The 26,048-nt window shown below is 48.8% G+C and carries 19 protein-coding genes, 1 pseudogene and 1 riboswitch; of the genes and pseudogenes, 12 read left to right on the top strand and 8 right to left on the bottom strand.

Going from position 1 to position 26,048, the window contains the following annotated elements; genetic code table 11:
- Positions 1 to 48: 48 nt before the first annotated feature.
- Positions 49 to 723 (bottom strand): dihydrofolate reductase family protein, encoded by a 675-nt coding sequence (locus KGF70_RS11960; RefSeq protein WP_213472194.1) that lies wholly within the window; start codon positions 721 to 723, stop codon positions 49 to 51.
- A gap of 588 nt (positions 724 to 1,311) precedes the next feature.
- On the opposite strand from KGF70_RS11960, the gene KGF70_RS11955 reads away from it, so the two are divergent.
- Positions 1,312 to 2,472, top strand: coding sequence for a hypothetical protein (locus tag KGF70_RS11955; protein WP_216768083.1), 1,161 nt, complete (start codon positions 1,312 to 1,314; stop codon positions 2,470 to 2,472).
- Between the two features lie 213 nt (positions 2,473 to 2,685).
- On the opposite strand, the gene KGF70_RS11950 is transcribed toward KGF70_RS11955, so the two are convergent.
- Entirely contained in the window at positions 2,686 to 3,672 is a 987-nt protein-coding gene (locus KGF70_RS11950) for a S41 family peptidase (protein WP_216768084.1), read from the bottom strand.
- Between the two features lie 368 nt (positions 3,673 to 4,040).
- Positions 4,041 to 4,988 (bottom strand): LysR family transcriptional regulator, encoded by a 948-nt coding sequence (locus tag KGF70_RS11945; protein WP_105920840.1) that lies wholly within the window; start codon positions 4,986 to 4,988, stop codon positions 4,041 to 4,043.
- 292 nt (positions 4,989 to 5,280) lie between these two features.
- Here KGF70_RS11945 and KGF70_RS11940 point away from each other — a divergent pair, with 292 nt between their 5' ends.
- The 7 genes from KGF70_RS11940 to KGF70_RS17640 all read left to right on the top strand — a co-directional run bounded on the left by KGF70_RS11940 (position 5,281) and on the right by KGF70_RS17640 (position 13,094).
- Positions 5,281 to 5,895, top strand: coding sequence for an NADPH-dependent FMN reductase (locus tag KGF70_RS11940; RefSeq protein WP_088769693.1), 615 nt, complete (start codon positions 5,281 to 5,283; stop codon positions 5,893 to 5,895).
- Positions 5,896 to 5,899: 4 nt separating this feature from the next.
- Positions 5,900 to 8,338, top strand: a complete 2,439-nt coding sequence (locus KGF70_RS11935; protein ID WP_105920841.1) for a flavocytochrome c — start codon at positions 5,900 to 5,902, stop codon at positions 8,336 to 8,338.
- Between the two features lie 92 nt (positions 8,339 to 8,430).
- A complete protein-coding gene (locus KGF70_RS11930) occupies positions 8,431 to 8,820 on the top strand; it encodes a hypothetical protein (RefSeq protein ID WP_253954755.1) in 390 nt (129 codons plus the stop codon).
- Complete coding sequence (locus tag KGF70_RS17330; RefSeq protein WP_253954756.1) at positions 8,817 to 8,990, top strand: hypothetical protein; 174 nt, start codon at positions 8,817 to 8,819, stop codon at positions 8,988 to 8,990. The genes KGF70_RS11930 and KGF70_RS17330 overlap by 4 nt, the downstream gene beginning before the upstream one ends.
- Positions 8,991 to 9,561: 571 nt before the next feature.
- Positions 9,562 to 10,557 (top strand): glycosyltransferase family 2 protein, encoded by a 996-nt coding sequence (locus tag KGF70_RS11925; RefSeq protein WP_216768085.1) that lies wholly within the window; start codon positions 9,562 to 9,564, stop codon positions 10,555 to 10,557.
- A complete protein-coding gene (locus tag KGF70_RS11920; protein ID WP_216768086.1) occupies positions 10,554 to 12,605 on the top strand; it encodes a hypothetical protein in 2,052 nt (683 codons plus the stop codon). The genes KGF70_RS11925 and KGF70_RS11920 overlap by 4 nt, the downstream gene beginning before the upstream one ends.
- 360 nt (positions 12,606 to 12,965) lie before the next feature.
- Entirely contained in the window at positions 12,966 to 13,094 is a 129-nt protein-coding gene (locus KGF70_RS17640; RefSeq protein WP_260210542.1) for a hypothetical protein, read from the top strand.
- A gap of 671 nt (positions 13,095 to 13,765) precedes the next feature.
- On the opposite strand, the gene KGF70_RS11915 is transcribed toward KGF70_RS17640, so the two are convergent.
- Positions 13,766 to 16,345: a YfhO family protein gene (locus KGF70_RS11915; protein WP_216786450.1), complete on the bottom strand. Its 2,580-nt coding sequence runs from the start codon at positions 16,343 to 16,345 to the stop codon at positions 13,766 to 13,768.
- A gap of 218 nt (positions 16,346 to 16,563) precedes the next feature.
- Positions 16,564 to 16,696: riboswitch (FMN riboswitch) on the top strand.
- A 152-nt stretch (positions 16,697 to 16,848) separates the two neighbouring features.
- Between KGF70_RS11915 and ribD the strand changes: the two genes are divergently transcribed.
- From ribD to ribH, 4 genes are read left to right on the top strand one after another with little or no spacing between them, the layout of a single operon-like run.
- Entirely contained in the window at positions 16,849 to 17,916 is a 1,068-nt protein-coding gene (gene ribD, locus KGF70_RS11910; protein ID WP_216768088.1) for a bifunctional diaminohydroxyphosphoribosylaminopyrimidine deaminase/5-amino-6-(5-phosphoribosylamino)uracil reductase RibD, read from the top strand.
- Complete coding sequence (locus KGF70_RS11905) at positions 17,917 to 18,519, top strand: riboflavin synthase (RefSeq protein WP_216768089.1); 603 nt, start codon at positions 17,917 to 17,919, stop codon at positions 18,517 to 18,519. It begins immediately after the preceding gene.
- Position 18,520: 1 nt separating this feature from the next.
- Positions 18,521 to 19,732, top strand: coding sequence for a GTP cyclohydrolase II (gene ribA, locus KGF70_RS11900; protein ID WP_216768090.1), 1,212 nt, complete (start codon positions 18,521 to 18,523; stop codon positions 19,730 to 19,732).
- On the top strand, positions 19,732 to 20,199 hold the full coding sequence (gene ribH / locus KGF70_RS11895) for a 6,7-dimethyl-8-ribityllumazine synthase (protein ID WP_216768091.1): 468 nt from the start codon (positions 19,732 to 19,734) through the stop codon (positions 20,197 to 20,199). The genes ribA and ribH overlap by 1 nt, the downstream gene beginning before the upstream one ends.
- A gap of 171 nt (positions 20,200 to 20,370) precedes the next feature.
- On the opposite strand, the gene KGF70_RS11890 is transcribed toward ribH, so the two are convergent.
- The 4 genes and pseudogenes from KGF70_RS11890 to KGF70_RS17315 form a co-directional block, all read right to left on the bottom strand.
- Complete coding sequence (locus tag KGF70_RS11890) at positions 20,371 to 22,236, bottom strand: ABC transporter permease (RefSeq protein ID WP_216768092.1); 1,866 nt, start codon at positions 22,234 to 22,236, stop codon at positions 20,371 to 20,373.
- Positions 22,237 to 22,252: 16 nt separating this feature from the next.
- Entirely contained in the window at positions 22,253 to 24,091 is a 1,839-nt protein-coding gene (locus tag KGF70_RS11885; RefSeq protein ID WP_216768093.1) for an ABC transporter permease, read from the bottom strand.
- A gap of 15 nt (positions 24,092 to 24,106) precedes the next feature.
- Positions 24,107 to 25,786: a glycosyltransferase family 2 protein gene (locus tag KGF70_RS17795; RefSeq protein WP_367114985.1), complete on the bottom strand. Its 1,680-nt coding sequence runs from the start codon at positions 25,784 to 25,786 to the stop codon at positions 24,107 to 24,109.
- 6 nt (positions 25,787 to 25,792) lie between these two features.
- Positions 25,793 to 26,048 (bottom strand): annotated as a pseudogene (locus KGF70_RS17315) (glycosyl transferase); the annotation flags it as partial.

Raw genomic sequence — 26,048 nt, 5'->3', positions numbered from 1 at the left:
GGCATACTGACATTTAAATATGATGACGTTCAGCGTACGTCAATACGGTTAGTCGACTGAATACTTGAGCCAAACGGCATCGGAGTCAAACTGCTGAACACTTTTGAGGTGTAAGCTGATTGGTTGGTCACTCTTAGTCAACCCATCAAACACAGCGGTTTGCCCCGCACGGCCATCAACACCAGCCCCAATGAGCAGGCTCACTTCGTCGATTAATCCGGCTTCAAGCATCGAGCCATCGATGTGACCGCCGCCAACGACTGCGAGCCGTCGCACGTTAAACTCGTCTGCCACTACGGCCATGGCGCGCTTCAAGTCAATTTTAGTTTCACCCGTCGCAATCCAAGAGATGTGCTTGGAATCAAGATAATCGACATATTCTTGAGGGGCGGATGTGCTGACGATTAAAAGGTGCGGTCGACTAGCATTACGATCATCGTGCCAGCGTAAGGTGCCATGCGTATCAACAACAATCTCATAGCCAGCTGCTTCACGATTTTTCTGAAAAGCTTCGTGACCGATTGCCTGCGCGTTTGTCGCTTTGAAAGGCCCCGCTGCTAATTCCAATTGACCAGTGATTCGTCCACTCAAACGGCTGGGCGCATCCAGCGCTACTAGACTAGCGTTATAGTCTTCAACGCCGCGAAGTTGGGCAGTCATGTTGCAGTCGATACGACCATCGACTGAGGTCATCATGTGGCAAATAATGTAAGGTTTATTCATGTTAAAGTTCGCTCCATTCATGGTTAAAATCTGAGGTTGCTTTCATCATAACTGTTAAAGTGTACTTTAATGCAAGTCAGTTGCTGGAGAAAAGACAATTATTTGCCAAAATAACCGGCAATCGTGACGATTCGCACTCACCTGAAACAAGGCAAGTCGTGTGGCTAGTATGTGATTAACATCAATTGAAGCTGAAATGGTGCCTCAGATGTGGCATTGATTGGGGGCGCTTTTTTGGAGGTGAAATCACGATTATAAAAATTTTTATTGTAATTCCTAAGCTAACATGATAAGTTATTACGAGTTATTAGTTATGGGACTCAACGATTATCAGGCTATTTGGTTCGTGAAATGGTTGATTAATTGGTGCGTTATGTGCAATTGGCAAGTTTACCAACTGATTGGTGCTTGCTGGCCTCAGATATTAGCCCAATTTGACTTGTCCATCAGGGGGACTCTATCGTGCGGTTCAAGTTTGACCCGCGGAATGGTGGGCTGTAAGCAGCTAACAACTGGCAATCGCACACAGCGAGAATTGCGGACCTAACTAAGTAATAGTTGAAAACAAAATAAGGGGAATTACGGGAAATGATGACTGAACACGAAGCCTATTTAACGACGTTTTACTGGCTGGCCGACAGCTGGGTGAACGATGATTATCTTGGCCTAGAAGATGAGTATGACTTGGATGAAATGAATGAATCTGTCGAGGATCTGCTGAATCAGATGCAGGCGGGGGCGGTTGGCACTCCGAGTGAAGATGATGCCTATTGGGCCGACTGGCAACGGGCGGTCACTGAAGTGCTCAAGCCGACGTCGGATGTTGAGAATACTTCAGTAACAACCGATGACGCATCAGAAGTCGTCTTGCCAACTTCGGTCCGTCCTGAACGCCAATTAGAAAATGTGCAAGCCTATGCGGCGATGAATGCCTTTTTGCAAAGACAAGCCAATGATGAGTACCTGCGTTTACTTGGGACTCGCGCGGCTGTTCAGGTGACCGGCGCCGGGTGGCAGATTTGGCAACGACATCGTCAAAGCATGCATCCCGAGGGTGCGCCTCAGACCTTGACGATGCGTCAGTTACGGGCAGTCGTGTGGGTATTCATCTCGCGGTATAACTTGAAAGATGATCCGTTTGATATTTATTCTTTGCTAAACGCCTTAGAGTCGTGGCAGGTGTCGGGTGACGCTGAATTGGATGCACAATGGCAACAAATCGTGGACGCTAGCAATGTTGATCCCCAGGCCATTACACTCGTGGAAGGACTCTCACTAGCCTTGCAATTGTTGGACCAAGCAGAATGGGATGGCGACCTGACAGCGAAGGTGACGCTGCAAAACAAGCTGACGCAGCGAACACTCGATGACAAACTCAACGAAGAGACTGAGCGAAATTGGGTCTATGCATGGCAACATTGGGATTTAGCACAACCGGCGAACACTGAACAATGGGCGCGGCATTTTGATGCTGAATTCAATGATGAAGACGATGATGACGAGTCGCAAGAACAGCCAGCCTGGAAATTGGGCGCGAGCTACAGCACGGTATTGATTGCGGTACGCTTAATTGCGTATGGCATGTTTCGGCCAGAGAGCGTTCCAGGCCTAGCCGCTGTTGGCATGTCCAATCAGGCGTTAGGTGCGATGGTCAGTGTTGGCATCGTCTTAGTGGCGTGGTTGATCACCGCGATTGTGATTACCATTGGAATCTGGGGCTGGCGGCAAATTCGCCGGTTGATTTTTTAGCCTAGTTTTTATTAATGACTGATGTATATCGGTGACCGCGGACTCGGCAATTAGGCTGGGCTGCGGTCTTTTTTAATTATTTTAAATGAGTCGGCGTTTTAGGGCCGGGCCGAAACGGGGACCAGGCGCGATGGTCGCAATTACAACGCGATTTGATGACTGAGAACAGACAACGGTTATCCGTCGTGAGTGACGTGAACAAAACGTGCCCACTTACTGGCTGCCTTGGGAGCGGGCAATCGTTTGTAATTCCGAGATGAAATCCGGATCCAAATGCGCTGACTGCCGATGATGGCCAGTCCGAGTCGGCGCTAGTGGCTGATAAAGCGTGGTCACATCTGGGATGAGGGGCTGATTGTTAAACAATTGCTGACCGTGAATTTTGACGGTCGACTTGAGGGTGCCAATCGTTAAAACGGCAGCGGCCCCGGTATTCAGGTAGACGCCACTATTCAGACTCGTATAGCCGGCAGTCGGATGTCCGACTAATGTCACGTGGGGATTGCGTTTCAGCGCCATAAGCGTGATTTCCGCGGCGCTGGCGGTCTGTTCGCCGACAATGACGGTAATGTGTTTAAAATAGAGTCGTTTAGGTGGTTGAAATGTCAGAGATTCTTGCTCCAAATTATCAGATAGGTGCCCGTGGTGTAGGGTTCGTGGAAAGGCACGGCCGTGATTGTCGAGACCGGTGTAGAGCGTGCCGTCGGGGATAATCGCGGCCAAACCGGCAATCATCGGTTCCGCTAGGTCACCCGTATTGCTTGCAAAGTTCAAAATTAGTTGAGATGCGGGACTGGCTTGTTTCAGCAGTGCTTGTAGACGTTGCCAATATTGTTTTTGGATGGCTCGACGCTGACTGAAGAAGCCCGGCACGTTGATGAGTTTCAACCGATGATCCGTGACGAGACGCGGTAATTGATGGTGCTCGACCTGCTTGATGTTGCTAACAGCGAACGAATGCCGATTTGCGCGTTGAAGCAAGCGGCTCAATTGTGTGACCGAGGTAATTTGGCGTCCGTCGTCAGTTTGTGCGCGGATGGTTTGCCAACTCGCTCGGTCATTGATGATCCCCCGACGCGTCATCGCAGCGATTGCGGGTCGGGCGTCAAAGTGGGGCGACAAGCGTTGACTGGTGGTTAGCATCATAACGCCCATACAAGCTAGTAGGGTCCCAATAACCCGGAAAAGTTTACGTTTCATGTTTGGCGCCTCGTTTAGTCGGATAATTTAGTTGGCTGAAAGATTTGAACGGCGATGATGACCACCTGACCACTGATGAGAAAGGATGGGGCCTGGTTTGAAACACCATCACTTAAAGTGTTCTTTTGATCGAATTGAGGTCATTTAAAGTGTAAATCTGGTAACCGTGAGTTGCAATTAGAACGTCACGTTAGTTGAGCAGGTCTCTGCTTATTAAAATCAAAAACGAGTTATCCAGCAGTTGACTCCTAAATGCCGTGATAACTCGTTTTTAACTCATATTTAATTGATTTAAAGTTCAGGTGATTATTTAAAGTTGTTACTCGTCCAACCCACGACCATTAACTATATCAGAGCAACCGTAACGCCTATGGAATCGTCGACGACTGCGCCAAGTCCGCTTCGAGTTGTGTTAAGAATATCGTGACCAAGTCTTTTTCCACCTTGTTGAGCTGGTGGCCTGATGGGTATGCGATAAAGTAATTCAGTGACAGCAAGTCTTGCGGTAGTGGCAGTAGATTGTAACGTTCGGGGTCCGGACGGGTGTGCACGCTGTCTGGGAGAAATGTCACGCCCAGTCCAGCTGTGGCGAGCTTCGTGATGGTGGCCGTACTGGTGCTTTCAATGACGATATTGGGCGACACGTTGTATTTTTGCAGCAAATAATCAACTTGGCGCCGAATTGAAGAACCGTGGGGCGAGAGCACGAGTGGGGCTTGTAGCAAGTCCTGGGTGGTGAGTGCACCGGGATTTAAATAGGCCTGATGCGGTTGATACCAAGTGACCGTGTTGGGAATAATGGCGTAATAGCCATCGCGGCCGCGGTCGAAGCTATCTAAACCGGGGGCGATCGTCTCTGGATTTTGGCCAATCAAAAAGTCGAGTTCACCCCGTAACACCCGTTGCTCGTTGCGGGCCAAAATATCCTCGGTTAATTCAATCTTCGTGGTGGGGTGCGCCTTCAGAAAAGCGGGCAAAAACAACGGCAGCAAGTAGTTCCCCAAACTAGGTAAGATGCCCAATCGTAGCACGACTTGGTCTGCATGCGTATATTGGCGTAGTTGCTTGGTAAAAGCGGCCTTGTCATTTTCCAACGCCGTCAAATACTGGTAGTAGGTCCGACCGGCTGGCGTTAGTCGAAGTGGACTGACATCACGGTTGATGATTTTGACACCGAGTGTTTTTTCAACGTTGCGAATACTTTGAGTCAGATAAGGCTGAGAGATGTATAGGTCGCGGGCAGCCCGGGTAAAGTTGCCATGTTTTAAGAGGACGTCCAAAAAGCGGCGCATCTCGCTGGAGTCAGTTTTTGGCAAATGGACACCTTCCTTTCGAAAAAATGAGGACGCCGATTGCAACCCGCACCGTCACTGGTGACCATTTTTTCAGGACGTGTGGCTGACTAAAAGGGGCGTCTAAGGTGTCTTAAGTTTACCGCGAATGTTGGTTATAGTAAATTTGTTATAACGCGATAGATAAATAAATATTTCACAAGCATGGCGCTTTCATTTAAACTAATCAGTATAAGCAATCGGTCAAGCTCAACTGATTCGAGGCATTGACCGGATAAAATACCACTTACAAGTTACGATGGAAGGAACTGATATTATGAAGTTTGTCGGGATTGTCGGCACTAATGCGACCCAATCAACGAACCGTCAGTTATTGCAATACATGCAACGTCATTTTGAACAACAAGCCACGATTGAAATTTGTGAAATAAAAGATTTACCGGCGTTTAACGAACCGGATGACCGGACCGCGCCAAGCACTGTACAACAGCTTTCCGATAAGATCAACGCCGCGGATGGGGTGATTTTTGCGACCCCTGAATATGATCATTCGATTCCCGCCGTTTTGAAGAGTGCGATTGAATGGTTGTCATACACGACGCGACCCCTGATCAATAAGCCGGTCATGATCGTCGGTGCTTCGAATGGCTCACTAGGAACGTCACGCGCGCAGGCCCATTTGCGGCAAATCTTAGAAGCGCCTGAACTGAAGGCGTTGGTCATGCCGAACGTTGAATACTTGCTCGGTCGGTCCTTGCAAGCCTTCGATGACCAAGGTAATTTGACGTATCCCGACAAAGTCCAAGAACTGGACAACGCGTTTGATGAGTTCGTAGACTTTGTCGATTTGACGACCAAGATTATGCCGTCCAGTCAATTTTTCGAAAAGAGTAAGCAATTTTCATGGAAACAAGTCACTGGGGAGGAATAGCCAAATGAAATTTGTTGGAATTGTGGGGACGAATGCCCGCCACTCATATAATCGGATGTTACTAGAATTCATGCAACGGCACTTTGCGGACCAAGCCGAAATTGAGATTCTCGAACTGACGGACGTGCCGATGTTTGATGAGTCCAATGACCAAACGGATAGTGACGTCATTCAGCAGTTTGCAACTAAAATCGAAGCAGCGGATGGGGTGATCATTGCCTCTCCAGAACACAATCATTCGATTCCTTCCGCGCTTAAAAGCATTATTGAATGGTTATCGTTCAAAATTCACCCCTTTGACGGGCAAGCAGTCATGATCGTCGGCGCTTCCTATAGTGTCCAGGGTTCATCCCGTGCCCAGTTACATTTGCGCCAGGTCCTTGATGCACCCGGCGTTAATGCCAGTGTCATGCCAGGTTCTGAGTTTCTGTTAGGTCGCGCTCCAACCGCGTTTGATGACCAGGGGAATTTAAAGGTTCAAGGGACGATTGACTTCTTGGATAGCTGTTTTGCCAAGTTCCAAAAATTTGCGGAAATCGTGGCTGAAATGAACGCGCCGGAAGCCCTGAGTTTTAATCCTGGGACGTATGAAGTGACCGCGACTGGCCATAATGGCGAATTACCAATGCGGGTCACGTTGTCCGCAGACCGCATCGAAGACATCGAAATCGATACTAGTAGTGAAACTAAGGGGATCGCGGATGTCGCCTTCGAACGGATTCCTAAGGAAATTATCGACGGTCAAACGTTGGCAGTCGATGCAATCTCTGGCGCTTCGATTACTAGTCATGGGGTGATCGATGGCGTGGCTCGCGCCGTCAAAGAAGCGGGTGCTAATCCTGATGAATTGAAGAAACGCCGCGCGACTAAAGCCGTAGCCAAGCCCAAAGTTACCGAAGTCACGACGGATGTGGTCGTCGTTGGTGCGGGTGGCGCTGGTTTGACGGCCGCGGCCAAGGTCTTGCAAGCTGGTCATCAAGCATTAGTCTTGGAAAAGTTCCCAGCGGTTGGTGGTAACACCGTTCGAGCTGGTGGGCCAATGAATGCTGCTGACCCAGACTGGCAACGGCAATTTGCTGCTTTGCCAGGCGAAAAAAAGTCGCTACAAGAATTGACTGAATTGGATGAAGCCCAAATTGCGCCTGAATATCGGGCTGATTTCCGCACGCTCAAGCAACAAATCAAGACGTACTTAGCGGATAATGCCGACCAGACGGGGACCTTGTTTGATTCCACACTGCTACACCGCATTCAGACTTACCTGGGTGGGAAGCGGACCGATTTGAATGGCCAACAAATTTATGGTCAGTATGATTTGGTCAAAGAATTGACTGATAATGCACTGGATTCGGTCAAATGGCTCAAGTCAATCGGCGTCAAATTTGATGAAACGCAGGTCACAATGCCGGTCGGTGCGATCTGGCGGCGTGGTCATAAACCGATGGGCGACCTCGGTTTTGCCTATATTCAAACCTTGAAAGATTTCGTTGAAAAACAAGGTGGGACGATCATGACGGAAACGCCCGTTCAGAAACTGTTAGTGACGGATGGTCAAGTCCGCGGGGTCGTTGCGACCAACGCTGACCACGAACAGGTCATCGTGCATGCGGATGCGGTGATTCTCGCTTCAGGTGGTTTTGCGGCCAATACTAAAATGTTACAAAAGTACAATACCTACTGGACGGCCATCGACGATGATGTCAAAACGACCAATTCGCCAGCCATGACCGGTGACGGGATTCGTTTAGGGACGAGCGTTGGTGCGGACCTGGTCGGCATGGGCTTTTCACAAATGATGCCCGTTTCTGACCCGAATACCGGTGAACTGTTCACCGGACTGCAAGTGCCACCGGCTAACTTTGTGATGGTCAATCAACAAGGTAAACGATTCGTGAATGAATACGGTAGTCGTGATGAATTGACGCAAGCCGCCATCGATAACGGGAGCTTGTTCTACTTGATTGCGGATGAGGCTATTAAGAAGACTGCTTACAACACGAGTCAGGCCAAGATTGACCAACAAGTTGCCGACGGGACGCTATTCCGGGCAAACACGTTGGCTGAACTGGCTGAACAGATTAAGGTTGACCCTGATGTGTTAACGAAGACGATCAGCGATTACAACCATTATGTTGATGCGGGTTCGGATCCAGAGTTCCACAAGACTGCTTTTGATTTGAAAGTGGAGGTTGCGCCATTCTATGCGACCCCACGGAAGCCAGCGACGCATCATACGATGGGTGGCTTGAAGATTGATACCGGCGCACACGTCCTTGATCACCAGGGTCAACCAATCGATGGGTTATACGCAGCCGGTGAAGTTGCCGGTGGGATTCACGCTGGTAACCGCTTGGGTGGTAATTCACTTAGCGATATCTTTACATTCGGTCGAATCGCGGCAGCAAATGCACTCGCTGACCACGAGACTGCAGTGACGGAATAGTTGAGTTTTACCCGCGCATGGAATCACCTGCAACAACGGCCAGGCTGTATAATCGACCTAGAAGTACCGAATTGAACGGGGGAGATTATCACATGCAAAAACCAATGCCAGTTGCGGTCACAAATATCGCCGGCAATATTACCCATCAGCCAGCCTACATGACGATCGTGTTAAATGACCATAAATATTCTACTGCGCGTAAGAAGACGCCTTTTATCCTCAAGGCGTTAAACGAAGGCGCGGCTGCACACGGGCGCTTGACGATCACGCCGAGTCGGCTGAGTTTGGCAGACGAACGTGGCCAGGTGTTTCAGACACTTGCACCGACGTCAGCTGCGATTACGGACGTCCAACTAGGGCTATACCGGTCAATCGTGCGGCAGTTAGGTAACGGCGTGCGGATGAAGGCCCGTTATACATTGGCGGTGACGCTGATGACACCCAGCGCTAGCTATCAATTGTTAAACACTGATCTGGAGTGATTGAACCACTGATTGCGTGGATTAAAGACTATCAACTCCACTTAACTGATTCGTTACAATTAGCCACCAGTGATTTAGACTGGCTGAACTTGACGACCGCCCAGTTTGAAGCCTTGACGAAGGGCACCAAGTACTTCACCTGGCAACAGACGATTGGTGCGCATTGGTAAATCATCAAAAGAACTGAAGATATGGCGCTTACTTGCAGATTGAATTGCAAGTAAGCGCCATTTTTTGTTCAAAATGCGCCAGATGAGTCCCGTTAGTAACCATGCAAAATTGGTAGATTTAGTTCTTAGTGAGCCACTATGTTCGGATAATTTGTTAATGTACGGCCTGAAAATTGCTGGTTTATTTGAATTACCGATTGGATATTGGTACCATCAATCTGAACTATCGGCCGTGAATGGTAGTCAGCATTATCAGCAGGTCAATCTCATTTTTGATGGCGTGAATTCATACTCAAAATTCGCATGATTAATAGCGATGACAGTCAACACGGTGGTAGCTAGAAGAATCGTTCGTGGTTGTTAAATCTGATACCAGACCGGTTGCCGGGCGAGTATCATCAATGAAGTCAGTGTATTTGGGGATACACAAATAATCAGTCACCTGGGTTCAAATACGGTGTCCTCGAGTTTGTGAAATCGGTGGGAGCTAGTGTCGATTGCGAGGATGTCGTTGCTGAATATTTGATTAGTGATGTTATAAAATAAGCAAAGTAATATTGGGGGAATTAGCATGCGAAGTCCACGGTTAACGATTATTGTGCCTTGTTACAATGAGGAAGCAGTTTTGCCCAAATCAGCGCACGTTTTGGCAGAGATTCTGATGGGGTTGATTCAGCATAAACAAGTCAATTCAGAAAGTAAATTGCTGTTTGTAGATGATGGCAGTCAGGATGCAACTTGGGCCTTGGTCAAAGAACTCGAAACGCAATTACCAGTCGTGACCGGTATCAAGTTCAGTCGTAATTTTGGTCATCAGAATGCGTTGATGGCCGGGATGAAAACGGCCTGTCCAACTTCTGATATGATGATTACCATCGATGCGGACCTCCAAGATGATCCGCAAGTGATTCCGGAAATGGTCGCGCGGTTTCATGCTGGTAGCGATGTCGTCTTAGGCGTTCGCAATGATCGCAGTAGTGATTCTCATTTCAAGCGGTGGACGGCTGAACGCTTTTACGGTTTGATGAATCGCATCGGTGTCCAGTTGGTGCACGACCACGCCGATTTCCGCTTATTGAGTCAGCGGGCAGTGCGGGCGCTGCTTAGCTATCAGGAGACCAACTTGTTTTTACGCGGCATCGTGCCACAACTCGGGTTCCCGACGACTAAACTTTATTATCGCCGGCGCCCACGGTTTGCGGGGGTTTCTAAGTATCCACTGCGCAAAATGCTGTCGTTTGCGTTTGACGGTATCACGTCGTTTTCCATCGCGCCCATCAAGGTGATTTTGATGCTAGGCGTGTTAATTAGCGGCGGTAGCTTACTGATGATGGTGTATGCGGTTATTCAAGGCTTGCTGGGAACGGCCATTAGCGGCTGGTCCTCACTGATGACGAGTTTATGGTTTTTAGGCGGCATGCAATTAATTGGGATCAGTGTGGTTGGGGAATATGTCGGCAAAATTTTTGCGGAGGTCAAACATCGTCCGCGGTATATTATTGAGACCGATGATTATACCGTCACCCAACAGCCAGCATTGCTCGATTCACAGCGGGTGCACGTATGAAAGGCATCGTTAAAGGTATCAACTGGCTCGCAGCTGCGGTGTTAGTCGTTGCAATTGGCTTGGCGTGGTTACAACCGATTCGTTTCTTCGGTAACCCGGACTGGGCTTCGCCACTGGTGCAATTGGCGTTAGTTCTCGGCTTGCTCGTATGCCTAAATGCGGGCCGGCAACTCGTTCGTCAATTGTCAGCGAAACAGTACCACTGGTTGGTGCTAGGCGCGATTGGTTTCGTGGTGGTCGTTCAGGGCTGGCTGGCGGTTAACTTTGTGGATGTGGCGCGGGCGGATGCCTTCTATGTTCGCCGGCAGGCACTTGTTCTCGCTAGTGGCGGCCATCAGTGGCAACACTATTTTATGATTTATCCGAATAACGTTAATATGACGCTACTAGAAGCGGCGGTGCTCAAACCACTGCTGCATTTGACACAGACGCCCTGGGTCCTCATGAATACCTTGCGCTTTTTATGGGCCGATACGGCACTGGTGAGTGGCTTGTACTTGTTCAAACAGTGGCGATACTGGCAACCGGGCGCGCTTGGCTTGGTCGGCTTATGGCTAGTGAGCGTTCCAGTGGCCGCATACGGGTTGTTTGCTTACACCGACGTGCTCGTGTTACCACTAATGCTTGACAGTTTGGCTTTACTAACACTTAGTCAACAGGTCGGCGGGTGGCGGCGCGGGGGTCTCTGGTTGATTGATGGCCTGCTGGTAGCGGCCGGTGTGTTGCTGAAAACTAACCTGATTGTGTTGTGGTTTGCACTCGTCATGATTGGTGGGATTGTATGGCGGCAGCGGCGGTGGTCTGGTCGACAATTATTTGGTTGGCTGATGAGTCTTGCGGTGACGTTGCTATTAATGGTGGCAGTGATGCAACAAGCCCAACATCAGGCTGGCTATCAACGGCAGCCTAATGCAGCACTACCAGCCACGAGTTGGATCGCCATGAGTTTAAATCCGAAGAGTGATGGCCAGTACCGCCATGATGACTTTGCCTTAGTGAATCAACAACCGACTGCTAAGGCTAAGCAACAGCAGGCCCAGCAAATGATTCAGCAGCGGCTGCAACACATGGGCGCAACTGGGACATTCGTTCATTTGCTGAAAAAGCTGCGAGTGTTTTGGGCGACTGGCGACTTTGATAGCTTTAAACTGACGACGCAGTGGATTCGCGCGCCCCGTTGGTATTGGAATCATCAGCGGCAATGTCAATTTTGGTTGGTATTGATGACTCAGACGATTTATTTAGTAATGTTAGTGCAAGCCATTGTGGCATTGTTGCAACGGCGCGACTGGCCCGTGACGTTTCTGGCGTTGACCATTCTGGGGCTGACGATTTTTCACGTTGGCTTTTGGGAAGTCGAAGGACGCTATGCGTTGCCACTATTGCCGGGTCTGATGCTACTAAGTCTGATGGGTGGTCGCGAAATTTCCAACTGGCAGTTTTCAGTGTCGATGCGTCATCGGTTAAGGTGGTTGACGGCAACGCTTGCTGCAGTCAGTCTAATCAGCTTGTGGCAAACCAGTCAGTCGACACGAGTCAACGATGTCTTGCGCGGGAGTCAAGGCAATGGAACCTACATGGTCACAATGAAGCAGGCGATTCGACCCCATCAAGTGCTTAAGTCTGCACTTCAAGCCAGTGGCCCGAGTAATACCATTCAATTGCAGCCTGACAAGTCGCAACAGCCGGTGACCATTACTTTGGCGAAGGGCAAGCGGACGATTAAACGCTGGACTGGAACGCCTAATCAATTAAAAAATTTAGTGTACCCGGTGACGGCTGCCGGCCAGTTACAGTTGACGATCAAAAACCAGGGCAAGCGCGCCGTTCGGTATGGCGTCGTAACCGCCAATTACAGCCCACTTACTGGCCAAGTGACAGCCGAATCTAAACAGTACTTGCAATATGACGTTAAGAAACACTATCAGCAGCCAGCAACACTAACGACTGGTAAGGCCTGCCTGGTGGTAATTGCCATTGCCTGGGCCGCCACTAGTTGGTCAATTGAGTATTTATCTACGAACAAGCAAAAATTTGCACGTGAGTAATTGCAGCGGTTTTATCGTTACTGATTAGCTAAGTTGATAGCAAGCCTGGCCGATGAACAAAAACGCCTGTCTGATAGGCCTAAGTATTCGTTACGCGTTGTGCTAGTTAATCTGTCATGAATCATGATTAAATCGTGCCAGTTGGTGGATTCCTGTTCGTCCGCCGATGCGCGCCCTAGTCCGACTTCCGGGGCCGGCTGACAACGCTGGAACAGGGCGGACATCGATTTGAACTCACGCAGAAAATCACTGCGCAATTTCAAATACGAGTCTTCTTCTAGCCCGGGAAGGCCACCCGGACAAGAAGAATTTCACCCTTGAGCATTGTCAGCCGGCCCCTACAGTCGGGAACCCACTCGAATGGCAGATGAACGGCCACCTATCTGGGTACAACTGACCACTGAATATTTAGTGATTGGCTCCTCAGACAGCGGCTCAACGGGTATCGATGATGACTCACAGTATTTAGTTACTGAGAAGATTACCTGAATATAAATCACTCATCCCCATGCCACAAATTTCAATGGCAACTGGTCTTGAAATTTATCGATGACACTTCCGTTGTTTAAAATACAAGACTTTGTTATCTGGGATAGCTAGTAAAAATTCTGACAGGTTCAGTGAAGACGCTTGTCCGAAACATTAAATTACGGGGAAGGAAGTTTAGCAATCGTTAGAAACCAGACTGCCAGTTGAATATCAAAATTCCCGTGTATCAAGGGATCAACAACTAGTCCAACAAAAAGTTGGGCCCACACATGTCTGCCTTTCGAATACCATCCCCGGCTGGAAGGTGTTTCTGACAATGCTCAGCGATGAAATTCCACTTAGCAAGCGTTTTTGGCTTGGTTAGTGGAAGACCAGCATTTAAGACGTGGGTTGTCGGCTTAAATCTGTGTCCATCGCGTTCCAGCGTTGTCAGAAATGCCTGGAAGCCGGAATAGGACGCAACTACAACAGAAAGTTTACGGTAACTCGCACTTTTTCCAGCGGGTCTCAGCTGGCAGCTCTTGAACTGAGAAAATAGCATGATTTAATCATCTTTAGTGCTAAAGAATAGCAGCACAACGCGTGTTCATGCGACAACTTCATAAACACAGTAAACGACCGCACTGCCGATGGTTCATCATTAGCAATGCGGTCGTTTCAATCGTCCATCTTTAATGAGTGATGTCACGTAATCGGCGCCGATTCCAAATTGTCCAGCTTAGAAAGCTAAGCCCGCTAAGCAGTGAAATCAAAGTCCCTAGTTTTAGCCCAGGAACATGATAAATCAGACGGATGTGGTTGTGGCCGGCATGAATTGGAACCGCCAGCATGCCGCCGATGATGGTGCGTGTTCGAACTTTAGTGCCATTAACGGTCGCCGCCCAACCTTGATCGGCCGGAATCGCAATGTAGCACCACCGTTGTTGGCGGGTTGCCGTGACGGGGCCACTGACAATGGTGTGCAGGCCAGCGACGTGATAAGTTGGGACGAAGCGACTGGCACGAAGTCGATGCTTGATTGAATTAAACTTGGCCTGATCGAGACTAGCGAGGTGGACGTGAGTACCAAGGCTAGCGCTTGTACGTTTGACAGTCAGGGTGACGAGGCTACCCTTGTCGAAGTAGCCTAAGGAACGCAACACGATATCCCCATTGGCGTTGAACTTTGTCGGAACCAGGTGGCCGTTAACGCGCATAGTCGTGAATTTCGACTGACCTAACGTATCGTTGTAGTACAGATAACCAGTCCGGGTCACGCGGAGCTTAATCGTATGGCGGTAAGGAAAGGTCGGTGCCGTGGCATCATAACTGACGTGATCAGCCAGCCGAACAGCTTGGCCAAAGTAGGCTGTGGCGCTAGGTTGCAGGCTTTGCAAGATACGCTCTTGATTGATAAGCGCACTGTTTTGCCGCAGTTTAACCTGTGTGAAGGCGTTCGGTACTGCAAAGCCTAAGCTGTTTTGACTACGCGAGTTGATGGTTGCTTGGCCAACGGCGTTGAGCTGGACGTCGTATTTGATTGCCAGTAATAAATCAGTCACGGGGTTCAGACCTTCAGAACTGACACGGCGAGCGTTTTTAGAAAATAATCCCAGCGATTTCAACATCAGGCGGGTTTGGTTGGCAAACGTCGAACTGTAGTAGCTGATGTCGTGAAAGTTGAATAACAGTGGATCGTTGTAATTACGGTAATGGCTACTGGCATTATAGGCTTGGTTGATGAGTGTATTGCGACTTTCAACGCGGTAGAGTTGGCCATCCGGGTCGCTGACTGAGCGCATCTGCCGGTCTTCAATGCGATAGGCTGCCACGTATTTGGTCTGATTGCCGAACGGACTATGGGCCATCATTAACTTGCTATTGAGGCCCAGTTCTAGTGCCGTGATTCCAGTGAGACCTAGTACCTGCCAACGCTTGGCCGTCAAAAATAGACAGCTGGCAGTTAAGATGACCGCAGCTAAGCTCAAGAGTAAGGTGCTAGTTGCCAGCGGATGATGCGTGCCGCGTTGGCCCCACCAGCCTAAAATCAAGGCCACCATCAGTCCGATCGGCAATCCCCATTTCCAGACAGGTGTGACCTGACGGGGACCGGCTTGCCAGGCCTCACAAGCAATTAAGATGAGCGCAAAGCTGAAGAAGAAGGCGTTCCGGTATGGAAAGCCGGCGGGCGTTTGAAACATGTGCCAGATTGTATCGAGTGTCCGAATTGCCATGCTTAAAAATAAGGCCAGTAACAGACCAAAACCATGCCATTTGTGCGCTCGCGATAGTTGCGGGTGGACGAAGAAGCACCCTGCGAGCAGTAAAACTAGCGTGCTAGTGAACACTGTTGGTGCGTGGGCCAGGCGCGTGGTGAAATTAGCGGCGCCAATCCCGAATTGACTGAGCATTTTCCAGCTGACTTGCAAAACCGGCAAGTAACTGGAAGGTTTGACCGCCGTTTTGGCCGTTGTCAACATGCCCAGCCCAGTCGGAATGAGCAGGAACATCGTACTCAAGCCACACAACAGGGTCGTCAAGATAAAATGCCAAATCAAGGTCGACTGAGTGCGAATCGTCTGCCAGATGCACTCACCGGCTGGTTTAGTTTCAAACAATTGATAAATGAAGTAGTAACCGACGAACAGGCCGGTCATATAACCTAAATAATAATTGGTGACGATGCTGAGCCAGAACCAACCGAAGAATTGTCCGCCGTGTCCGGTCGCAATCAAGCGGTCCAGTCCCATAATGACCAGTGGTAGCCAGATCAAGGCGTCTAACCACATCACCGTGAAATAATTGAGTGCGACGAATCCGCAGCAGCTAAAGGCGGTTCCAAAAATGGCCGTGGACCAGTGCCGTGTATTGAAATGTGTTTGCAAAAACCAGGTCATACTGATGCCAATCGCACCGATTTTAACGATGATGAGCAAACTCAAAGCGGTCGGTAAATGGGCCGCTGGAAAAAATAAAATCAATAAGTTGAAGGGGCTTAATAAATAATACGCGATATTTGGTAAGGCGTTACCACCGATTGACTGTGAAAATGAATAGGCTTGAAAAGAATGTGCAAGAATTGCATGACGATAGGCGGTGAAAAACGATAAGTATTGACCGCCCATATCACTTATCAGCAAATTATGGTTGCCAAAGGGCGTAATGTGGTAGTACCCAAAGACGACCCCAATAATCATCATGGATAGCAGCCCTGAAAAGATGGCGACTGGCCACCGACTAGTTTGGCGATTGTGCATTTTTGGTTGTCCCATTTAACCCAACTCCGATACTAGAAATATCATCAGACTAACATTCAATAGTCTCAATTTTACATAAAAAATCGTAAAAAAATTCTGAAAATAGTTATACTTTATAAGCAAGTATCGATAAATTTATTGAAAGTTTAACACAGCAGTCGGTGGGTCGAAATCAAAGTGACGATTTGACAATTTGTTCAGAAAGTGTTTTTATAAAAAGTGAAAACTGAATACGATTTCTTCGGGGCAGGGTGCAATTCCCGACCGACGGTAACAACGTATGTTGAAGTCCGTGACCCGCGTGCGCGCGGTGGACCCAGTGCAAGTCTGGGACCGACAGTATAGTCTGGATGGGAGAAGAAAAATGGCTTAATTTTACTAGGCAGTAGTAGCTATTCATGACCTTCATTAAGGTTTATTTAGCTGGACCCTACTGGTGAAATCTATTTAGCGAACACTCACACCCGATTATCGAATTTTGATAGTCGGGTGTTTTATATTCTATCGGAGGTGAGGCAATGTTAACTGATTGGATGCAACTCGCCATCACTCAGGTGAAAAAGGCGGGAGTTGCGACTTATCAAAATCCGCAAGTTGGTGCGGTACTAGTCAAGGATGGCCAAGTCTTAGCACAAGGCTATCATCATTATTTTGGTGGTGACCACGCTGAAGTTGACGTTTTACGGCAAGTGACATCGGAACAGGCGAAGAATGCGACACTGGTGGTCACGCTTGAACCTTGTTCGCATTATGGCAAGACCCCGCCGTGCTGTGAGCGCATCGTTCAAGCTGGAATTTGTAAAGTGGTGATTGGTCAGTTGGACCCACATCCAGTTGTCGGTGGCAAGGGCCGTCAGTATTTGTTGGATCATGACGTGGCGGTCGTCACGGGTTGTCTGGCTAAGGAAGTACGAGCGTTGAATCCGCACTACAATCATTTTTATACGCATCAGCGGCCGTGGGTGACGCTCAAGACTGCGATGAGTCTGGATGGTAAGACCAATGCCACTGGTGACGCGCGGACGTTGATTTCTAATCAGGCCAGTTATGCCGACAGTCAACGGTTGCGTTCGCAATTTCAAGCACTTTTGATTGGTGAACGCACTCTGACGATCGATGATCCGCAACTGACCGTCCGTTTACTCGCGATGGCCCATCCGCCAGTTCGACTGATCGTACTGAATACCAGTGCCGTGGCGCGTGAGCGGCGAATACTACGGGAAACTACTGGTGAGACTTGGCTTTTGTGTCGCCAGGCGAGTGCCAGTGATACGTCATTACAAGCGTTACCAAATGTGGAAGTACGAATTGGTGATTGGACACCGGCGGCCATCAGCGAATTATGCGTTCAACAAGGATGGCAGTCGTTATTGGTCGAAGGTGGTGCGCACCTGCAAGCGGATTTCGTTGCAGCGAATTTGATTGATGAATGGGTCAGCTATATCGCACCCACAATAATTGGCGGTGCCGGTTTGCCAGCAGTAATGGGAGCGGTACCAAGCGAACAGCTGGCGTTTGAGCAACCGACATTGAAGTGGTTGGGAACAGATTTGCGGCTACGGGCCGTACGAAAGGGAGTCGAGTAAATGTTTTCAGGAATTGTACAAGCCAAAGGTCGCGTCAGCCAGTGCCAGCGTGACGCATTAGAGATGACGCTCACGATTACTGCGCCGACAATCGTGACACCCACACTTAAAATTGGAGACAGTGTGGCGGTCAACGGGATTTGTTTGACGGTAACGGCGCTACAGCCGGATGCATTCAGCGTTGCGGTCATGCCCGAAACAACGCGCCGGACGAATCTGGGCCAGATGAGCGTGGGGTCACAAGTTAATTTGGAACGGGCACTGCAAGTCAATGGCCGCCTGGACGGACACATTGTTCAGGGGCATGTCGACTATTGTGGTCAGGTTCAGGAGCTGGTGCCAGATGAACACGCGTTACGATTATTGATTAGCTTGCCAGTGGATTATCAAGCGTTGGTCGTTCCTAAGGGCTCGATTGCGGTTGATGGCGTGAGCTTGACCGTTGTAGCCGTGACTGCATCGACCTTTGAAGTTGATCTGATTCCACATTTGCAAGACGTCACGACCCTCAGCGCGTTACAGATTGGCGAGACGGTGAATGTGGAGACCGATATTTTGGGCAAATACTTAGCCCGGCAAGTTGTTTTAGAAGGGAGCCATTAACATGGATACGATGACAAAAGTTGAACAAGCCTTGGCCGCATTAAAACGCGGTGATTTGATCATTGTCGCTGATGATGAAACGCGGGAAGCAGAGGGCGACATGGTCGGTTTGGCCGCCAAAGCCACTACTGCGACCGTTAATCGCATGATTACCTCAGCACGGGGGTTGTTGTGCGTCCCGGTAGCGCCAGCAATTGCGACCCGCTTGGGCTTAAAACCGATGACTGGCGAACGTGACGCATTTGGAACTGCCTTCACGGTCTCAACTGACCATCGAACGACAAGTACGGGAATCTCTGCTGCCGACCGTGCCAAGACGATTCAAGCGTTGGCCTCAACTGATAGTCAACCAACTGACTTTTATCATCCCGGCCATATTTTTCCATTGATTGCGCGGGCCGGTGGCTTACTAGAACGACGCGGTCATACGGAAGCTGCGGTGACGTTGGCCAAGCTGGCCGGTGGTTCGCCCGTTGCCTACATCTGTGAAGTGGTCAAGAAAAATGGCTTAATGGCGCGCCGGCGCGATTTGAAATCATTGGCGGAAGGACTGCAGATGCCAATGATTACAATTGAAGATTTATTACAATACGCCATCCAAACGGGTGCGGTCAAGCTGGACACAACGCCGACCGTTGATTTACCAACCCAGGACGGCGCGTTCAAATTAACGGGTTTCACGGTGCCGGGGCACACGGAATTACCGTTAGCACTACAAACCGGTGATATTAGTGGGGACGAACCCGTACTAGTGCGGTTGCATTCCGAGTGTTTTACGGGGGATGTCTTAGGGTCACAACGCTGTGACTGTGGCGCACAATTACACGCAGCCCTGCGTAAGATCAGTCAAGCTGAACGTGGCGTTTGTTTATACTTACGGCAGGAAGGTCGCGGCATTGGCTTGGCAAATAAAATTGCGGCCTACGCCTTGCAAGACCAAGGTGCGGATACCTATGATGCCAACGTCAAACTCGGTTTTAAACCGGATGAGCGCCGGTACGACATTGCCGCTGTCATGTTACGGCAACTTGGCGTGACTAAGGTGCGGTTACTCACAAATAATCCGGACAAGGTCAAGCAGCTGCAAGCATTAGGCATCGAAGTCGTCGAACGCGTGCCATTGGAAATTCCAGCCAATCAACACGATTATGCCTATCTCAAGACGAAGCGGGATCGTTTCCATCATGAACTCAAACTTACGGAGGTTAACTAATGACAACTTTTAAAGGACAAATCACAGGTCAAGGACTCAAAGTCGGCATCGTTGTCGCCCGGTTCAATGAATTCGTGACCAAACAACTGCTGGCTGGCGCACAAGAAAGCCTGCAACAACACGGGGTTAATGCGGATGATATTGATGTTGCCTGGGTGCCGGGGGCGTTTGAAATCCCACTGACCGTACAGAAAATGATTAACACCAAGCGCTACGATGGTGTGATTGCGTTAGGTGCTGTCATTCGCGGTGCGACCGCACACTTTGACTACGTTTGTAGCGGTGTGACCACCGGTGTCGCGTCCGTCAGCCTGGCCACCGACACGCCGGTGATGTTTGGCATATTGACCACTGACTCCATTGAACAGGCGATGGACCGCGCTGGTTTTAAGAGCGGCAACAAGGGGGCCGATTGCGCGGTCAGTTTATTGGAGACGATCGATGTGCAACGGGCGTTAACTGAGTAATTGGCGTGAAACGAAGCGTTGTGAATTCAAAACAGCGTGAACCGTTTAGACACGTGTATGTGTATCAAAAAACAGCTCGAAGCTAATTTGCATCACGGATGCAGTTGGCTTCGGGTTGTTTTTTATGCCTATTGATATGAAGCATTTCTGACAATACCGTTTTTCGGTAACTTACCGATAACGATGGATTTCATGCCGCGTCACTGGTCGTAGCTGGTTGCGTGTGACCCGGTAGAAGCCGGTCCGAATGCGTTGATGGTAGGCCCGCTTAACGCCGCGTGTGAAAGAACGGTCGTATTTAGGGATGACGACGTACTCATACTGACGCAAGGATTTGCGAAATCGTTGAGGCGATTTACTGAAGTGCGCCTGACCACTGGCATTATTGGTGAAGAAATAATAGTTTGCCAGATAGCCCGCATAATAAGTGGTCACTTCAACTTGTTGCGGGTCGACGATCAAAATTTTGGCGTTGTTCAGTTTGGTCCACGGTTGCGTCACTTGACTGAGCTTGACCGGCAGTGAGCGGCGGTTATAGTGATTCGTAAACGTCGTGCCGTTGATTTCAGAGTACATCATGATGATTGCAAAAAACATCACCAAGAAGGTTGCAATTTGGTAGCCGTTCTTGGTCCAAATCGAACGAAAAGTCCGGGGACTGCGCTCGGCTAGATTCTGTTCATAGAACGTTTTGTCAATGACACGGACGAGGGCCACCATGCCGATGAACAAATTCAACACTACGACGGTCGACATGTACCGTTCAAAGCCATCGAGTGTAATGGCTTCAGCGTATGGCATCGATAAGACATACATACCGAGTAAACTACCGTAATAGATAAGCGTAATTAGGTCAAGCAGGCCTAAAAGTTTTAGCAGCGAATTCGGATGATGGCACACAAATTTAATAATGGCCCAGGCCGCAATCAAACCGAGGTTGATCACCAGGAAGCCTTGAGTGGATAACGACTGCCAACTAAAAATTTGATTTAAAAATGCTTGTCCAATTTTGATTAAACCGGTGACGCCTTCACGAGCAAACTGGTTTTGATAGGCTGCCGCACTGATTTCGTGTTTCGAAGTGGTAAAGGTCAGGTGAACATGAATTTCCCACCAAATAAACGGTAGCGCCGCAACCAGTAGTGTCCCCAATAGTCGTGCGGTGATCTTCAACGTTTGTCGGAATCGGTGGCCACGCACGCGGTGGTGAATCAGCGTGGCGAGATAGTCAATGACTAAAATGGCGACGAAAAATGCGGCCGAGTTTTTGATGAGTAGCAGGACGCCACAAAACAGGGCGACGTGTGCTGCTTGCATCTTGGGACGCGACTGGTAAACGAAGATGCCAACGATACCGGCAACGGTGATGATTGCGAGCACGTAATCAACCAAGAGATTATTGAGTCGAATGTTGATGTTAAAGACGTACGAAATTGCAATCGTCAGACAGAGTAACATTGAATTAAGACCGCGTGTTCGATCCCGGAGCGTTGCAAAAATAGTGTAGCTAGCCGCCCAAATCAAGATAAATTGTCCGACCAGCATTGCCCCTGCGCTGAATCCAGCAAACGTCACGAACTGTGTTAGAAATAGGGCGGTCGCGGGTGGATAGGAACTGAAGGAAATAATGGTATCGGTTGCGCCAGGTAAATGTCCGGTATACGTCATGAATTTAACCATCGTCGCCCAGTGTGAAAAATTATCATAATGAATGAGTGGGCTCTGACCAAGTACGATCGCCATCACGATTCCTAGGAAAATCATCCAAATGTCAAATAGATGTAGTCCGTCATAATGGATGCTAACTTTCCCGGTATAGCCGAGTACCAGGCGGGTGATGAGCAACACGACGCCCAAACTAGTCACAAGCCAAATTCCAGGTCTTAACAGATTGACCATTGCGAAACCATACAACAACATCATTTGAATCAGAATACCGGTAATCCACGTTAAATAGGGATTCACGTGGACTAGCCGGAGTGCGCTACTATAACCAATTAACGCCAGGGCGAAGAAGAGTCCCCCAATGATAGCCAAGTTGACCCCACCTTTCTTAATGCATCCGAATCAACCCGTGTTTTGTGACTTTAAACAGTCCCGTAACGACGTGTTGATGGAAGACTTTTTTGGTCAGTACCGTAAACGTGCGATGGCTTTCTGGAATAGCGACGTACTGATACTGCTCAACGGTCCGTTTGAAGACTTTCGGCGTCATCATAAAGTCCTCTTGTCCGACCGCTTTGTCAGTGAAGTACCAGTAGCGGCCGACGTAGCCTGCATAGTAATCATTTACATCGACGACTTCGGGATCAACAATCAGTACTTTACGGTGATTTAAGTGAGTCCACTGCTTAGAGACCCGCGACATTTGTAAAGGAAGTGTATTGTGATTCATCTCATTGGTGAACTTAGTCCTGGTGATTTCAGAATACATCATGGTGATGGCGAAAAAGCCGGTGACGAGGGTCGCTATCTGATAAATATTTTTGGTGGTCGCACTCTTGAAAGCTTGGGTGTCACGTTTTGCAAAATTTTGCTCGAATTGTTGCCGATCAAGAACCCGGACGAGCGCGATTGCCCCGATGAATAGGTTAAGGATCACGGTACTTGCCATATAGCGTTCAAAGCCATCGAGGAGAATGGCTTCCGCGTATGGCATTGATAAGATATACATGCCAAACAAACTGGCATAGTAGGCGATGAAAATCACATCGAGCAGGATGGCTGTTGCCAATAGATTGTTCCGTTGATGTTGCCGAAGCCGAACAAAGGCCCAAGTTACAATCAAAACGACGTTGATCAATAGGATGCCCTTAGTGGATAGTGAATTGAGACTGAAAATTTGGTTTAAAAACTTGTGACCAATTTTCAACAGGGCTTGCTGACTTTCACCGCTGAGTTGTTTAGCGTACGCCTGGGTGCTGATCTGGTGCTTTGAAACGGTAAACGTCTGTTTCACGTGCCATTGCCACCAAACAAATGGCAAAACGCCGGCGCCGATGCTAGCCGCAAATTGAATCGGTACGGTGATTAGTCGGCGCCAGTGCCAGTGATGGTTGGTGATTAAGGTGTATAAGAAATAGGCACCAATCATGATGACGAAAAAGGTCGCTGAATTTTTAACTAGTAGTAAGACTGAGACAAAAATAGCCACGTGGGCGCACAGCAAAATTGGTCGCTTCCGATAGACAAAAATTCCGACGAGTGCCGCAATCGTCACAATTGGCAGGACGTAATCAACGAGTAAATTATTGAGTCGAATTGCCACGTTGAACACGAATGAGATTGCCAAAGTGAAGCACAGGGCAAAACTGGTCAATGCGCGTGAGCGATCCCTTAAGCCAGCAAAAAGGGCGTAGGCTGCACCCCAAATCAAGATAAACTGAGCGACCAGCATGGCGCCGTCACTAAAACCGACCCAGTGCACGAACTGGGTGATGAACAGTGCTGTTGCTGGTGGATAAGACGTAAATGAAATCAGATGGTCGCTAGCTCCGGGCAGCCGACCGGTGAACACCATAAACTTGACCATCACGGCCCAGTGAGAGAAATTATCGTAATGAACTAAGGGACTTTGCCATAAGGTATGCCCGGCGACGATGCCCAGTCCAATCATCCAGAAATCAAATAAATGGATACCTTCAAAACGCAGCTGAGCTTTCCGAAAGAAACTCATGACTAGCCAGAGGCCTGCGAGTCCAACGCCTAGATAGGTGACGACTTGAATGCCAAGCGTGAGCCAGCCGGTCATGGCAAACCCATATAAGATCAAAATTTGAACCAACATTGCAGTGATCCAGGCCAGGTAGGGACTGACTCCCAGGCGGCGGAGCGTCCCATTATAACCTAAAAGTCCAATGGCATATATCGCGAATCCAAGCCAAACTGACATAACGACTGATTCCTCCTAAAAGCGATTAAAACGACGACTAAGCTTGCGTTCATAAGTGCGAGCACGCACCACTAAGTTCATGTAAAGCTCATCAAATGGCGTGACCCAGGTATCTTGAACACTTGGGAGGGTTTTGTTGCTGCCATCGTAAATAAGTTGTAAATAATGGTTGCGATTTTCATCAGCAGTAACTTCAACTTGAACACTGTAGATCACGTCATCATCTCGATGACTGATACGAGCGACCTGACCAGATAAGTGTATGGTGAAGTCCTGATGCTTTACGGTCAATTTGATATGGTCACCCTCGGCAATGGTTTCAACCGGGCCATCAGTCGTTCGAAAGGCAATTCCGCCCTCAGAGACATCCTCAGTCATGATGGGGTGCCACTGCCCATCGGTGGCTTGAACGGTGCCAGCCACGCGGCGGATGAAGCGTTCATTCTTGCGGTACACCGGACGCCCCATTGCAATAAATAAACACATGCTTAAATTCACAAAATGCATCAGGAGCCAGAAAGTAATCACGCTGCCGACTAGGATCTCGGACCCATACTTACCGTAATTAAATTTAATGATCGCTACCAAGGTGATGGTCCATAAAATCAAGTACGGTAAGATATAAAGTTTGTCTTTTAGCGAATAGGTCACATTCTTGGCAGTGACTTTGAACTTTTTCGCTTTGATTCCGAGACTTTCAAGAATAACGGGAATAAAGAGGTAGGGGGCAAAGAAAGTCTCTTGAACTTCGCCCCAGCGTTCATTGCGAATCTTGGCGTTATCCCCCATGCCAGAAGTGTCCCCCATGACGTAGTGGAGCAGGAAGTATCCCGGTGCCCAAATGACCATCAAAATCCAGAAGTTGGCATTGACGACTTGAATCTTGAAGAGTGCGTACAAAATCGGGGCAATCATATAAATCATTCGCCGGAAAAAAGCCCACCAATAGAAGTACGTGTTGAGCAGGATGACGCGATTAATAAAAGATAAGTGGCGATTCGTAAAAATATGCAAGTTGCGGCAACTTTGAATCACGCCGCGAGCCCAACGCGTCCGCTGTTTGATGACGCCTTTCATATCAATTGGGGTGATGCCACTTGATTGTGGTACCTTGGTCGCCAAGCTAATATAGCCGGCCATATTGAGCTTCGTGCCCAGTTCGAAATCTTCGGTAATCGTGTCGGTCGGAAAACCGCCGACTTCATCGACTGCTTGCCGTAAAAAGACAGCGTTGGAGCCCGTGAAGAGGGCGCGTTTGTTACCGCCGTTTAGAATGTTGACATCACGCGAGAAAAAATCTTGTTCATTCGGAATGATTTTTTCGGAAAATAGATTGAACTGAAAAATATCCGCATTGTAAAAACTTTGCGGCGTTTGCACAAAACCCAGTGGTTCGGTGTGGTCAGGGTCGTCAGCCAGTTGCTGGAAATTTTCGGTGAACAACGGAACGGTATTCCGGAGAAAGCTCGAAAAGGGAATCATGTCCGTGTCAAAAATTGCAAATAACGGTGCGTGCAGTTTTGCGAGCGTATGGTTGATATTTCCAGATTTTGCTTGATGATTGTCGTCCATACCGGAATAGCCGACGTGGTAGTATTTCGCCAACGCCTGAACTTCCGGCCGATTGCCATCATCTGCGACCACCACATGAACTTTACTTTTGTCTGGATAGTCAATATAAGTCGCGGCATTTATGGTCTTTCATAGCAGTTCAACCGGTTCATTGTGCGTCACGATAATGATATCGACGTCAGGTAATGGCTGGGTTGACGTGTAATCAGGAATGACTAAGTTCCATTTTTTCTTAGTTGAAAGCATCCTGAAAAAGATCAAGATAAACCCGGTCAAATTTGAGAGAATTTCACTAATCACGAGCAATAATGCAAAAATAAGCGTTAGAATATTTGCCCGCCACGGAATCGTAAAAAAGACTCGCCACAGCAAGTAAATAATCGAT

Origin of the sequence: Lactiplantibacillus sp. 7.2.4, assembly GCF_018991185.1 — a bacterium.
Classification (GTDB): Bacteria; Bacillota; Bacilli; order Lactobacillales; family Lactobacillaceae; genus Lactiplantibacillus; species Lactiplantibacillus pentosus.
The sequence above is the reverse complement of the archived record's forward strand: the minus strand, read 5'-3'. Positions and strand labels throughout refer to the sequence as shown.